The 12,959-nt window shown below is 71.1% G+C and carries 10 protein-coding genes; 2 read left to right on the forward strand and 8 right to left on the reverse strand.

Going from position 1 to position 12,959, the window contains the following annotated elements:
* Positions 1-94: 94 nt before the first annotated feature.
* From AB0953_RS31890 to AB0953_RS31920, 7 genes are all read right to left on the reverse strand, one after another.
* Complete coding sequence (locus tag AB0953_RS31890) at positions 95-2,005, reverse strand: beta-galactosidase (protein WP_366863068.1); 1,911 nt, start codon at positions 2,003-2,005, stop codon at positions 95-97.
* Positions 2,002-3,039: an alcohol dehydrogenase catalytic domain-containing protein gene (locus AB0953_RS31895; protein ID WP_366863069.1), complete on the reverse strand. Its 1,038-nt coding sequence runs from the start codon at positions 3,037-3,039 to the stop codon at positions 2,002-2,004. The genes AB0953_RS31890 and AB0953_RS31895 overlap by 4 nt, the downstream gene beginning before the upstream one ends.
* On the reverse strand, positions 3,036-4,007 hold the full coding sequence (locus AB0953_RS31900) for an inositol monophosphatase family protein (protein WP_366863070.1): 972 nt from the start codon (positions 4,005-4,007) through the stop codon (positions 3,036-3,038). Before AB0953_RS31900 ends, AB0953_RS31895 begins: the two co-directional genes overlap by 4 nt.
* Entirely contained in the window at positions 4,004-5,272 is a 1,269-nt protein-coding gene (locus tag AB0953_RS31905) for an aspartate aminotransferase family protein (protein ID WP_366863071.1), read from the reverse strand. The genes AB0953_RS31900 and AB0953_RS31905 overlap by 4 nt, the downstream gene beginning before the upstream one ends.
* Positions 5,273-5,512: 240 nt before the next feature.
* Positions 5,513-6,121, reverse strand: coding sequence for a GPP34 family phosphoprotein (locus AB0953_RS31910; protein ID WP_366863072.1), 609 nt, complete (start codon positions 6,119-6,121; stop codon positions 5,513-5,515).
* On the reverse strand, positions 6,118-6,720 hold the full coding sequence (locus AB0953_RS31915) for an HAD family phosphatase (protein ID WP_366863073.1): 603 nt from the start codon (positions 6,718-6,720) through the stop codon (positions 6,118-6,120). The genes AB0953_RS31910 and AB0953_RS31915 overlap by 4 nt, the downstream gene beginning before the upstream one ends.
* A 49-nt stretch (positions 6,721-6,769) precedes the next feature.
* Entirely contained in the window at positions 6,770-7,996 is a 1,227-nt protein-coding gene (locus AB0953_RS31920) for an MFS transporter (protein ID WP_366863074.1), read from the reverse strand.
* 170 nt (positions 7,997-8,166) lie between these two features.
* Between AB0953_RS31920 and AB0953_RS31925 the strand changes: the two genes are divergently transcribed.
* Both AB0953_RS31925 and AB0953_RS31930 read left to right on the forward strand, forming a co-directional pair.
* Positions 8,167-8,934 (forward strand): DeoR/GlpR family DNA-binding transcription regulator, encoded by a 768-nt coding sequence (locus AB0953_RS31925; RefSeq protein WP_366863075.1) that lies wholly within the window; start codon positions 8,167-8,169, stop codon positions 8,932-8,934.
* A gap of 400 nt (positions 8,935-9,334) precedes the next feature.
* Complete coding sequence (locus tag AB0953_RS31930) at positions 9,335-10,483, forward strand: LuxR C-terminal-related transcriptional regulator (protein WP_366863076.1); 1,149 nt, start codon at positions 9,335-9,337, stop codon at positions 10,481-10,483.
* 74 nt (positions 10,484-10,557) lie between these two features.
* Here the strand turns inward: AB0953_RS31930 and AB0953_RS31935 are convergent, their stop codons facing one another.
* Positions 10,558-10,803: a hypothetical protein gene (locus AB0953_RS31935; protein WP_366863077.1), complete on the reverse strand. Its 246-nt coding sequence runs from the start codon at positions 10,801-10,803 to the stop codon at positions 10,558-10,560.
* Between the last annotated feature and the right edge of the window lie 2,156 nt (positions 10,804-12,959).

Here is a 12,959-nt window from a genome sequence, read left to right on the forward strand (position 1 = left end):
GGACGCAGGAAGGCGGGGGTGCCGAGGGCGGCAGGGTGGGGGAGCGGGCGGCGGGAGGCGCGCTGTCAGGTACGTCCTCCCGCCGCCCGCGTTCTCAGGAGGCCCGGACGCGTGCCGCGTCGGCCTCTTCGCCGGCCCAGGTGAGGGCGACGGGGGTGGTGGACGGCGGTTCGGGGGTGGCCAGCCACCCCAGGAGCTCGCCGTCGCGGGTGACGGCCACCGCGGCCGATCCGGCGGGCAGGTCCAGGACCCAGCTCGCGCCGGTGCCGGTGACCCGGTCGTCGCCCTCGGTGGGGTTGAAGGCGCCGACGATGCGCACGCCTCCCGGCCCGGAGCGGCTCAGGACGCGTGCCCTGCCGTGCGCCGTCGTCCAGCGCGGACCTGCGGGAGCCGGCAGCGCGGCGACGAACGAGGCGACGAAGGCCGCGACCGCTCCGTCGGCGGGCTCACCGGCCGGCAGCGTCAGCACGCCCGGGCCGTCGGTGCCGTCGGCGTGGCCGGCCCGCAGGACGGCCACCGGAGGCCGTACGCCGCCGTCGGCCGGCTCCCCGGCGCCGTCGAGCCAGCCCAGGCCGACCAGCCGGCCGGAGTCGGCCAGCTGCGCGTGCACGGCGTCGGCCAGTTCCGCGAGCACCGTACGCCCGGTGCGCTGCCAGGCACCGGCCTCGGGCAGCGTGCGGTCGACGAGGACCACCGCGTCGCGGTCCGGGGTGCTGGCGAGCAGCAGGTCCCCGAAGCGGTCAAGGAACGCGGCCAGCAGGCGCAGCCCTTCGGCGTTTGCCTGGTGGGCGCCGGATTCGGCGAGCGGCGCCCCGGGGCTGTACGGCGGCGCGTGGAGGGCCGGGTCGACGCCCTCGGAGCGCAGTCCGTCGGGGTCCATGTCCACCTCGGCGCCCCAGTTGCCCGTGGCGCAGGCGGTGTAGACGCTGACGGTCGTGGACCCCAGCAGCAGGGCGAGCAGGGCGTTGAAGACCGGGGTGGCCGGCTGGGCGAAGGTCGCGTCGGTCCAGGTGAAGCCCCAGTTGGCCTCGACCACGTCGGTGTCGCCGAGCAGGATGCCGGCCAGGTGCGAGCCGAACGCGGCGGTGTCGCGGGCCGGGTTGCCCACCCACTCGGTGTGACCGATGTGGTGCCCGGAGCCCTGGACTGCGCGCTGCCGCGCGGCCCAGGCGTCCAGGGCGGCGCGCGGCGCCGTGAGTCCGGCCAGGGACACGTTCGCCAGCCGGGCGGGCCCCGCCGGGAACAGGCCGGAGATCCGGTCCCACAGGTCGACGATGGCCTGTCCGGACCACTGCGACCACAGCTGCCGCAGGGCGCTGCTCCACAGGGTGACGTCCTCGGCGGTGCAGGCCGCCTCGTCGTGCAGGCCGCGCCCGGTCAGCCAGCGGGCGAAGCCCGCGCGGGCCGCCGGTGAGGCGTCCTGCGCGTCGATCGGGAGGTGGGCGTCCCCCGAGGTGCCCTCGTTGCCGAGCTGGAGGGCCACCACGGGGCCCTCGGGGGCCGTGGCCCCGGCGACGACCTCGTCGGCGACGGCCTTCAGCCAGATCTCGGTCTCGGCCTGCACCGCCGGGTCCAGGAGGCTGGGCAGCGGCTTGCCCTGCGAGGTCAGGACGGTGCCGTCCAGCCCGCGGTACGGGGTGTGGCCGGGACCGCACAGCCGGTCGGGCAGGCCGCCGAGCTGGACCTCCGCGTGGATGAAGGGGCCGGGCTTGAGGAGTACGCCGAGACCGGCGCGGGCGGCCAGCTCCAGCAGGCCGACCACATCGCGCTGCGGGTCGGTCTTGCCCGTGAAGTCGAAGGAGCGGTCTGCGCCCTCGTCGATCTCGTGGAAGCGCCACGGCAGGTAGCAGGAGACGACGTCCACGCCCAGGGCGCGCAGTTCCCGCAGGTTGGACGCCCAGTTGGCGGGGTCCGCCCGGTAGTACGGGTACTCGCCGACGACGACCGGGCGGGTGGTGCCGGGAACCAGTGCTCCTGCCAGCCGGGCACGCGGGGCGGCGCTCACCGGTCCGCCCCGGAGTGCGGCGGTACGAGGACGACCTTCAGCGCGGCGTACTCGGCGCCGGGCACGGCGGCCAGGGCCTTGAACGCCTCCTCGTGGTCCGCCAGGCCGAAGCGGTGGGTGACCACGCGCTCCAGCGGCAGCCGGCGGGCCAGCTCGACGGCCTTGGGGAAGATCATGCTGTTGTAGTCGCCGGCGCCGATGATCTGCAGCCCGCGCTGCAGGACGGCCAGCGGGCGCAGGGTGGCGGAGGCGTTGCTGTTGAAGCCCATGATGACGACCCGTCCGCGGACGGCGGCGTAGCCGATGCTCTGCTCCAGCAGATTGCCGACCGAGTCGACGACCAGGTCGCCGCGCTCGACGAGTTCCGGGTCGTCCGGGGTGTGGATGCTGACGCGGTCCCCGAACTCGGGGGCGTCGAAGACCTCCCGGGCGAGCTGCCGGCGGACCGGGTCGGGCTCGACGAGGAGCACCGTGGCCCCGTGGAGCTGGGCGGCCATGGCGGTCACGACGCCCATCGGGCCGCCACCGACCACCACGGCGGTCTCGCCCGCCGCGAGCCGGCCGGCCTCGATGTTGTTCAGGGCGCAGGCGAGCGGCTCGACGACGACGGCCCGGTCGAAGCTCATGCCGTCGGGTATGGCGTGGCAGAAGAGTTCGGGCAGGCGCATGAACTCGGCGAAGGAGCCGTCGTAGTCCAGCCCGACCTCGGTGCCCGCCTTGCGGCTGCAGAAGTTCCAGTGGCCTTCGAGGCAGGTGGGGCAGGTGCCGCAGTACAGGGTGGGGTTGACGATGACCCGGTCGCCAACGGCGAAGCGGGTGACGCCCGGACCGGTGGCGTCGACGACGCCGACGGCCTCGTGGCCCATCACCACGCCGGTCTCGGCGGGGAACTTGCCGACGAGCACGCTGCGGTCGGTGCCGCAGATGCCGCTCTGGGTGACGCGGATGATGACGTCGTCGGCGGCCAGCGGCTCGGGCTTGGGGTGGTCGACCAGGGCGAGCGTGCGGTCGGCGGTGAGCGTCAGGGCCTTCATGATTCCTCACTCGTGGGCGTGGAGGCTCCGCGGCCGAGGTCCCAGCGGATGGACTCCAGGAGCTGCTTGTGGAGTTCGGGGGTGGCGGCGGCGATGCAGGACTTCTGGTTCATCGGGCCGAGGTCCACCAGGGAGGTGCTGCCGAGGTCGTCGCCGTAGGCATCGGTGATGACGACGCCGGCGAGCCGGGCGAGGAACACCACGGCGGCGATGTCGTACGGGAAGAGGTGCAGGATCGAGCCGCGGCCCACCCGCAGGAACTCCTCTTCGGTCTCCGGGTGGTCGCGCAGGATGCGGTTGCCGATGTCGGCGTACGCGTCGAGCTGGCCGGTGATGATCCGGGAGATGGAGAAGGTGCTGCTGTTGAAGACGAAGATGCCGCCGGTGTTAGCCGACCGGTCCACGAGGTGCGCGTAGGCCTCGGTCATCAGGTCCATGGGGTGGCCGTTGAACTCGATCGACCAGAACATCCGGGTCAGGTCGGTGTTCCGGCTCAGCCGCGGCACCGGGGCGGCGAAGCCGCCGCTGTCGAGTCCTGCGACCGCGTCCCCGTAGAGCCACGCACCGCTCTTGATCTCCACCAGGCATGCGGCGTCCACGTCCGCGAGGGTGGGGGCCCCGTCGCCGTACGGGGCGGCCGCGATGGACACCATGCCCATCTCGAGCCCGGCCGAGGTGGGACGGGTGCCGTCGATCGGGTCGACGACGAGGAGGACCTGCGGGTCGGGCGCGAGCTCGATGTAGGAGCCGTCCTCGGTGTAGAGCGCCATCGGTACCTCGGCATGGGCGCGCAGGTAGTCCAGTACGGCCTTCTCCGCCACCTCGTCGACATCGAACTGGGCGTCGCCGCCCGGTGAGTCGCCGTGGACCCGGCGCTCGCGGCCGTGGGCCTCGTAGGCCAGCAGCTCGGAGCGGACGTGGCGGCCGAGGGAGATGAGGAGCTGCTTCAAGGGGTGGGCGTCGGTCATCGTGCCAGCTCCGCCAGGAAGAGGTTCTCCAGCTTGTCGCAGATCTCTTCGGCCTGGTCCATGGTGAGGATCAGCGGCGGACGGATCTTGAGGACGTTGCCGTAGCCGTAGCGCGACGTGCGCAGGATCAGCCCGTGGTCCATGGCCTTGGTGGCGAGGTGGTTGGTGAGCTTCACGGCCGGCTTGCCGTCCGCCTCGGCGATCTCGAAACCAATCATGAGGCCGACGCCGCGGACGTCCACGATGGCCGGATAGCGGCGCTTCATGTCGTGGAGGCGTTCCATGATGTAATCGCCGGTCCGCGTGACATTGGCCAGGAATTCCGGCTGCCGCACGATGTCGAGGGTGACGTTCGCCGCAGCAGCGGCCAGCAGGTTGGCGCCGTAGGTGAAGGAATGGTGGCTGGCGGGAAGGCCGGCGAGCCGCTCGTTGGTGAGGATCGCCGCCACCTGCGCACCCGATCCGCCGAGCCCCTTGGCCGTGGTGATGGCATCGGGCTCGACATCGAAGTACTGGGCGGCGAACATGTGGCCGGTGCGGCCGATACCCGTCTGGATCTCGTCGAAAATGAGGGCGATGTTCTGCTCGTCGCAGAAGGCCCGGAGCTTTTGCATGTAGCCGTCCGGCGGGACGATGTTTCCGCCGTTCCCGGAAATCGGCTCGATGAGGACGGCGGCGACGCGACCGGAGCTCGCGTAGTCGACGAAGTCCTCCAGCCGGTCCACGCACATCATTCCGCAGGTCTCCTTCTGCTGCCCGTAGAAGCAGCGGAAGCAGTACGGGTCCGGCACCTGGAGGCTGCCGGGGAAGAGGGTGGGGAACGGCTCGCGGCGGAACGCGTTGCCCGACATCGATGTCATCATCATCGTCTGGCCCACGTGGCTGCGGAACAGGGTGATGACCTCGGACTTCCCGGTGGCCATCTGGGCCATCTTGATGGCGCCCTCGTTGGCGGCCGAGCCGCCCGACACCTTGGGGTGCACCTTCGTCAGGCCGTCCGGGGAGACCTCCACCAGCCGCTGGACGAGCCCGTTGACCGGGTCGCTCTGGTACGAGGAGGTGATGTGGACCACCTTGTCGAGCTGGTCCTTCATGGCGGCGATCACGGCCGGGTGGGAATACCCCAGGCTCAGGTTGAACGTCGCCGAAGCGCAGTCGAGGTAGCTCTTGCCGTCCTCGTCGTAGAGGTAGACACCCTCACCGCGCGCCATTTTGTAGTCGCTGACGGGGTAATAGATGTGCTCGGTAATGTCCTTGGTTTCCATCGGTCCCTCTCACACGGGTCACGGAAAACATCACGATGTGGACGGTGGAATACAACTCACGTCCAACAGCAGGGGATGGGATGCGGCTTTGATGCCAGTGGGGGGCGGCCCGGAATACTTCACCCGTTGCAGACAGGGATCTCGCGGCAGCGCCTTCTCATTCATACGATCACATTCCAACAGCCCCTGGCAAGAGCGAAATTCGGAATGTGAATCTCCTTTCCCGGACGAGGGCAAGGCCTATCCGGGAAAGGCCAGGGCGGCGGCCGACCCTTCGAGGGAGTCGGACACCGCGGCCGCCGCCCGGGCCGCGGGCACACCGGCGGGTCCCAGCGCGCCCACGGCCCGGGCGGTACGGCGGTGGGCCTCGGCCCGGGTCGTACCGGGCAGCAGGAGGTGGTGCAGCCCGGAGGCCGCGAGCAGGGCGCCGACGGCGACCGCGGTCGGCGCGGCCGCGTCGGGTTCCCGGAGGGCTGAACGCACCCTGCGCAGGGCCTCCGCGGGCTGCATGCCGAGACGGTCGCCGGGTACCGGCCGGCCTGCGGGAGCAACGCCGGGGCGGACCGCGGCCAGCGCCCAGGGGCCCAGGCGGCGTGCCCAGCCGGCCGGCGTCCGGTCACGGCGGGAGGTGCACAGACGCGTCAGGAACGCTTCCAGCAGCGGGTCGTGCGCGGGGCCGTGCCGGGTCGGCCGGACGCGGTCGCGGTGCAGTTCCAGCCGGCCCGCCAGCGCGCCCTGGACCAGCAGCGCGCCGACGAGGCCCCGGCCGGTCTCGACCTCCCGGTGCGCGGGCGGAAAGCAGCCGTCCGCGAGGGCGCACAGGGCGTAGAGCCGGGGAGCCGCCGTCATGGCGACACGGCCTCCAGTAGGGCCCGTAGCTCCTCCGGAGAGGTGAACACGTGTCCTTGGAGGCCGAGTTCGCGTGCGGCCCGCACGTTGTCGGCCCGGTCGTCGACGAACAGGATCTCCTCGGGCGGCAGTCCGAGTGCGCGGATGCACCACTGGTAGGCGGCCGGCTCGGGCTTGGCGCTGCCGATCCGGCAGGAGAGGCCGCGTACCGTGAACCTCTCCAGCCAGGGCTGGGTGGCCTCGTACCGGGCGGCGAGTTCCTCGGGGATGTTGGAGAGGAGTCCGAGGACGGTCCCGCGGTCGGCGAGGAGGCCGAGCAGGTCCACGGTGCGCTGGTCGACCTCGCTCCAGCTGTCGAGGTCGGCGGCGACCAGGTCCGAGGTCAGGCGGTCGCCGAGCGGGATGCCCAGTTGTGCGAAGACCTTCTGCCAGTAGGCGGGGCCGGTCAGTTCCCCGCGGTCGTAGGGGGCGCGCTGCGACCAGTACGCCTCCCAGAAGCGGTCGGGGTCGGCGCCTGCCGTGCGTTCCAGTACGCGCTGGGACGCGGCCGACTGGGTCCGGGCGATGACACCGAACAGGTCGAAGAGAACGGCTTTCACGGTGCGGACTTCCTCGTCTTCTTCATGTTCCTCGTCCTATCGGAAGGTTTCAGGGGGTGGCGACGGCGTCCGTACGGCCGCTCTCGCGGGGGCCGTCCAGCCCGCCGGGATCGGGGGCGTTGCGCCGCAGCCACAGACTCAGGACGCCGCACGCCACGGCGAGCGCGAAGAGCACCAGGGGCACCGTCTTGACCACCATCGTGTCGATGACGGCGCCCAGCAGCGGCGGGAAGGCCACGCCGCCGATCATCGACGCGGCGATCACGTAGGCACCGGCCGCGGCCACGCCGGGTACGGCGCGGTTCAGCCAGGGCAGGCAGGTCGGGAAGATCGGCGCGATCATCAGGCCGACGCCGAAGTACGCGTACGGGGCGAGGGCCGGGACCGTCGCCAGGAGCAGGAAGCCGGCCATGCCCGCACAGCAGACGATCAGGATGGACGGCGCGGACCAGCGCAGACTGAGCGGCGCGACGACGAACCGGCCGACGGTCATGGCCGCCCAGTAGGCGGAGGTCGCGGTGGCGGCGGTGGCGGCGCCGTAGCCGACGGCCTCGAGGTGCGTGGGCTCCCAGCCGCCGACACCGGTCTCGATGGCGACGTGCAGCACGTAGATGCCGATGAAGACCGCGATGATCGGGAGTACCCGGGCGCCGCCCGTCGATCCGCCCTCGGCCGGGGCCGGCCGGGGCTCGCGGGCGGCCACTCCGCCCAGGGTGAGCAGGATCAGCAGGCTGACCACGCCGATGCCGAGGAAGATCTGCGGGTAGTCCTCCGCACCGAGCCAGCCGATCAGGGCCGGGCCGGCGATGGCGCCGACGCCGAAGTGCCCGTTGAGCAGGTTGAGCATGGCGGTGCTGCGCCGGCCGAAGCCGACGGCGAAGAGCTGGTTGAGGCCGTAGTCGATGCCGCCGAAGCCCAGGCCGATGACGAACGTGCCGGCCAGGGCCAGGGCCCAGTCGGGGGAGAGGGCGAAGACGGCTGCGCCGGCGGCCATGAGCACGTAGGAGCCGCCGAGCAGCACCCGGTTGTTCAGGCGGCCCCGCAGCAGGTGGTAGACCAGCACGCCGACCAGCGCGCCGACGAAGTGGGCGCTGAGGCTGAGCCCGGCCACGGCGGGGCTGATGCCGTACTCCTCGCGCAGCGCCGGGATCGCCGGTCCGTAGAGCGCCTGAAGGGCGCCGATCACCACGAACGCCGCGCACGAGGCGACGATCGCAACGGTGGTGAGGAGGGGCCTTCCTGCTTCCGGCAGGTCGGCCCCACGGGTGGCGGACATCGCTCTCCTCGTCGTCCGTAGTCGAATGAACATGTTCAGTGTTCATAGAAGCCTGTGATTCACACTGCTCCGCTCACACTACTCATGCTGCATGTTCGTTACAACAGCTCGAATGATCGAAATGAACATCGGGGCCGCCGCCATGCTCCTTCTGTGCTAAAAGCAGACACATGAACGTGATGGAGAGGCACAAGTTCGTCGTGGGGCTGCTCATGGAGCACAATCGCGCGACCGTGGCCGAGCTGGCCCAGGCGACCGGGGCGTCCGAGATGACCATCCGGAGGGACCTGGAGGTGCTGGAGTCCCGGGGTGCCCTGCGAAGGGTGCGCGGCGGCGCCGTCAGCAGCCTGCCCGGAGGCGTCGAGCCGCCCTACGCCATCCGCGCCATGTCCGGTGCGCAGGCCAAGGAACGGCTCGCCCGCACCGTGGTCGACCTGCTCACCGACGGCGAGACCGTCGCCCTGGACACCGGCACCACCGCCGTCGCCGTCGCCAAGGCGATGGCCGGCCGCCAGTTCACCGTCACCCCCCTGTCCCTGCACGCCGCCTTCGCCCTCTCCGCGCATTCCGGCATCCACCTGGTGATGCCCGGCGGCCAAGTGCGGCCGGAGGAGCTGTCGTTCTACGGTCACGCCCCCGTGCAGACCTTCAAGGACCTGTGCTTCGACACGTTCGTCCTGGGCTGTTGCGGCGTCGACCCCGTGCAGGGCGCCACCGCCTACAACCTCGACGACGTGCAGGTGAAGCGGGCCGCGGTGGCCGCGGCGCAACGGGTGATCCTGGTGGCCACCGCGGACAAGATCGGCCGCACCGCGCTGGGCCGCATCTGCTCGATGGAGGAGATCGCCCTCGTCGTCACGGACGCCCCCGCCGACTCGCCCGCGGTCGAAGGGCTGAGGGAGCAGGGGGTCGAGGTGGTCCATCCGGCGAACGGCTGAACCGTACGACCGGTGGTCTGTGCTTCACATCGGTGCGCCTTCCTGTGGTGCGGCGCGCCCTCCGGCATCGGCGCGCCCCGTTCAGCATCCGTGAGCGGGCCGCCGGCGCCAACCGGCTTCGACCGTCGTCTTCCGGTCTGTCGGAAAGACGACAGCAAGTGCTTGCAGAAACTTTCAGCCGCTTTCGGTGCAGGTCCGGCCAAATATCCGGAGCCCTACCGTCCGTCCGCGAGTCCCACGCCCGTGCCCCAAAACCCCCGCCCCGGGCGGGATTCGAGGCATGCGCCGGCGCCCCCACCCGCCCCAGAAACGTGTCCGATGCACGTTCCCGGCTCCCCACGAGGGGTGGAACGTCTTCTAGCATCGCGGTCGCGACGGATGCGAACGAAAGAGCAGCGACATGGAAACAGCCGCATTGCAGCGCCCGCACGACCGTGACCGACCCAGGGAACTCACCGCCGAGGAGATGGCCCTCTACCGCAAGTTCGCTGAACACGGCCCCCTCCGCGGGAGCGAATTACTCTTCGGTGCGAACTCCGACACCTGCGCCCGCACGCTCGAAGCCCTCCTCGCCGCGGGCCTCGTCCAGCAGGTAGGCGCCGACTGCTTCGCAGCAGCCAACCCCACCGACGTGTCGGAGAAGCTGCTCAAACGCTGGGAGGAACGCGTCCAGGGCGCCCAGCTCGACCTACTGCGCATGCGGGGGCAGTTGGCGGAGCTCGCCATCGTGCACGCCGCCCGCCAGCGCACCCTCCAAGGCCCGCCCTTGGAACGGATCGAGTCCCCGGCCGAACTGCAGCGCATCCTCGACCGGCAGACCGCTGCATGCAGCCGAGAGGTGCTCAGTGCCCAGCCCGGCGGCCCCCGGCCGGCGGATGCCCTGCGCCTCGCGGGCGAGCGGACCCCGCGCCTGCTGGCCCGGGGCGTCCACGTCCGCACGCTGTACCAGCACTCGGCCCGGTTCGACCCGCCGACCGTGCGGCACGAGGCGGAGATGGCGGACCTCGGAGCCGAGGCCAGAACGGTCTCCGGCGGCCTGATCCGCTGCCTGGTGTTCGACCGGACCCTGCTCGTCCTGCCCCTCCAGGACGCGACGGGCGGAGCGCTGCTCGTCCGCAGCCCGGACCTGGTCGCGTTCGCCGCCGAGATGATCGAACTGCTCTGGGCCACCGGCGAACCCCTCAGCAAACCCCGCGAGAAGGCCTTCATCCAGGACGTGGCCGACCAGGCGAAACGATCCATCCTGCAGCACCTGGTGCAGGGCGACGACGACCGCGCCACGGCGCGCGCCCTCGGCATCTCCGTGCGCACCTGCCAACGGCACGTTTCCGCCATCATGCGTCAACTGGGCGCGACGAGCCGCTTCCAGCTCGGCTACCTCGCACACCAACACGGGCTGCTCGGGCCCGACGGCCCTGAGACGGCCGGCGCCACCCCCATGACATCGATGTCACCCGCCACCGAGGCTACACCGCAGGAGACCGGCCCCCGCTCCTCCCCCTCGCCTCACCCCGAAGCAGACCGAACACCCACCCTCGCCCGGAGCTGACGCCCCGCCGGACCGGGCGGACCTGCCCGCCCAGCCATTCCCTTCGGGGTCGTCTCCCCCAAGGATGATCGGCATCAAGAGCGCGAAGAACGGGTCGCTGCGCAGGCGCGCGGAGAAGCGTAGCCGCCGGACTCCGCGATGTTCGGCTCCGCTCCGAACGCGACCGCCGCGTCGGAGACGACGGCCTGTCCGCCGGCCGCGTGCCCGCGTGCCTGGTCTCCGGCGGCCCGGTGGACGGTAACGGTCTGCCGGCCGCTGTCGGGTTCGGAGAAGACGAAGCTGAACGCCAAGTCGGCGCGGTTGTCCCCGCCGGTGTCCACGGTGATCCGTTACACGGCGTCCGGGTGGACGCCTCGCCTTGGGTGGGCGCGAACGGGTTCACGCTCATGATCAGGACAGTGTGTCCGCTCTCCGCAGCGGGAAAGACGAACACGTCCGTCAGGTCGAGACGGGCATCGTCCTTCACTACCAGGCCGGGCTCCGCGATGTGCTGCTCGTCGATCCGCGTCTTGACCGCTGCGACGAGGGGGAACCGAGGCGGTTCGCCGGCGACTTCACGCCCACCCGCACGAGGGAGTGGAACCGGGCTCCGAGTGAGGCACGCCGGGCGGGATGCTGTCGTGCTGTCGTGCTGTCGTGCTGTCGTGCTGTCGGGGTGCGGCCCCCGTCGCGGCCGCGGTGGCCAGGGCCGCACCCCCTACTTCCGAACGTACTCCGTGGCCGGAGGTGTCGGTGCGGCTCTCCATCAGGGCCGGGCCGCGGAGTTCAGGCCGGCTGCGCCTGGAGTCCGGCGAGCGGGGGAGCGCCAGACCATTGCCGACGGAGGACAGCTGCGCCCAGTCGACCTTGGGATCCGTCCGGGGCAAGGTCGTCGACGTGGCCGGCGGCGAAGTGGGGATCGCCCACCCGGTGGGTCCGCCGCCGGGGCGCGGTGCGCTTTTACGGCCTGCAGGTGCTGGCTTTCGGCCCGGACGAGATCGGCGTACCCGTAGGGCCGACGGTCGCCTCGCTGGTGGTTGCGGGAGCCGACGGCGCCGCGCGGGTTCCCGCTTCAAGACCCGCGTTCTCGTCCTGGCCGAGGACCTGGCCGGTGTGGACTGCTTGTCGGGCTGCTCCACCGACGAGTAAGCCGACGCTCTGGCCGCCCTGACGGCCGCGGAGATTTCGAGGCAACCTTGTCCCGGCTGACCGCACCCCGTGCGGCCCGCTCGGGGTGCTCGGCGAGGCCGGCTTGCCGAACGGTTCCGCTCAGGCTCGGGCGGCCTGCGGATCGGGGTGGACTGGCAGGCCCGGCCGCGGGCACCGCCTCGGACCGCCGGGCCGACGGGATGGTCCAGCACGGGACGACGTACGCGGCGCCGCGCCACGGCATGGCTTGCTCCCGCCCAGGGGCCACCTGCTCGACCTCGAAACCCGCCTCCACTTCCCCCCGCCGGACAGCCGGGAGGGATGAAGGGGGTGGGAGGCGAAGTCAGTCCTTCAGGAGTTTGTCGCGTACGGGAATCCACTCCAGGGCGGACCGGATGCCGTCCTCCAAGGACAGCTTCGGCGTCCACCCCAGCAACTCGGCTGCCCGGTCGCTCTTGGTGCAGCCGCCCGGCGACGTCGCCGGGACGCGGGGCGGCGTCCAGGCGTTGCCAGCGTGACTCGCGCTGATGGCTTTGCGGTTACGGTACGCCGGGGACCGGGCGCGGGGAGGGAGCCGCCAGCCGGCGGCGCAGCGGTCGTGGTGCGCGCCGTCCGGCGCGCCCACCGCGCGGTCCCAGCAGCCAGCCGAGGCATTGCACACCACTGCCTCACCACCAGTCCCATAAGTCATCGCATTTCCGAGCGTTCTCTCAGCGGCCCACTCGCAGGATTGAGTCGTCTTCGGAGCGCCCACATGGTTCGTTAATTCTTCAATTATTACGCACATGCGCAGCTCGGATATGTGATCGCGAATCGTGAAAGGACGCCGGATCGCTCTCCGTAGCTGGTTGGCCGCATGGCGCAATCGAACCCTTCACCGCAGCCCGCGCAGCGGCAAAGCTATGGGCCGTAAGCGAGGCGTTGATAACGTCCCCCGCGAACCGGGTCGAACCGAACCGCGACCCGCTCGCATGGACCCGGAACCCCCATCGGAATCGAGGCTGACTGGCACTGAAGCCAAGAACGTCCTGGTCACCGTGACATTCAGAGGCCTCCGCCCCAGGTCCGCACCGCGCTCCCCCCGGTCGTCCCTGGACGGGACGCAGGCGCCGCGCGGGGTTCCGGGCGCATCGACCCGGGCTGATTCCATTCCCTGTAGTCCCTTGTGGTTCCATCTGTTTCAGCGCTGAACGGGCGCCCGGAGCAATACCACCGCGCGCACCATTCCCGCACTTCCTTTCTGCGCCGGTTGACACCACCCGGCCTTGCAGCAACACCGTGCGCCCGTCGAATCAAGTGACGCGAACCGGGCCCCGGTTGTACGTTTCTCCTTACCGAAGGCATATTC

Origin of the sequence: Streptomyces sp. NPDC046866, assembly GCF_040704625.1 — a bacterium.
Classification (GTDB): Bacteria; Actinomycetota; Actinomycetes; order Streptomycetales; family Streptomycetaceae; genus Streptomyces.

Coding starts and splice junctions, on each gene's coding strand:
- AB0953_RS31895 (WP_366863069.1), bottom strand. CDS start 3,039: ATGAAGGCCCTGACGCTCACCGCCGACCGCACGCTCGCCCTGGTCGAC.
- AB0953_RS31900 (WP_366863070.1), bottom strand. CDS start 4,007: ATGACCGACGCCCACCCCTTGAAGCAGCTCCTCATCTCCCTCGGCCGC.
- AB0953_RS31905 (WP_366863071.1), bottom strand. CDS start 5,272: ATGGAAACCAAGGACATTACCGAGCACATCTATTACCCCGTCAGCGAC.
- AB0953_RS31910 (WP_366863072.1), bottom strand. CDS start 6,121: ATGACGGCGGCTCCCCGGCTCTACGCCCTGTGCGCCCTCGCGGACGGC.
- AB0953_RS31920 (WP_366863074.1), bottom strand. CDS start 7,996: ATGTCCGCCACCCGTGGGGCCGACCTGCCGGAAGCAGGAAGGCCCCTC.
- AB0953_RS31925 (WP_366863075.1), top strand. CDS start 8,167: ATGAACGTGATGGAGAGGCACAAGTTCGTCGTGGGGCTGCTCATGGAG.
- AB0953_RS31930 (WP_366863076.1), top strand. CDS start 9,335: ATGGAAACAGCCGCATTGCAGCGCCCGCACGACCGTGACCGACCCAGG.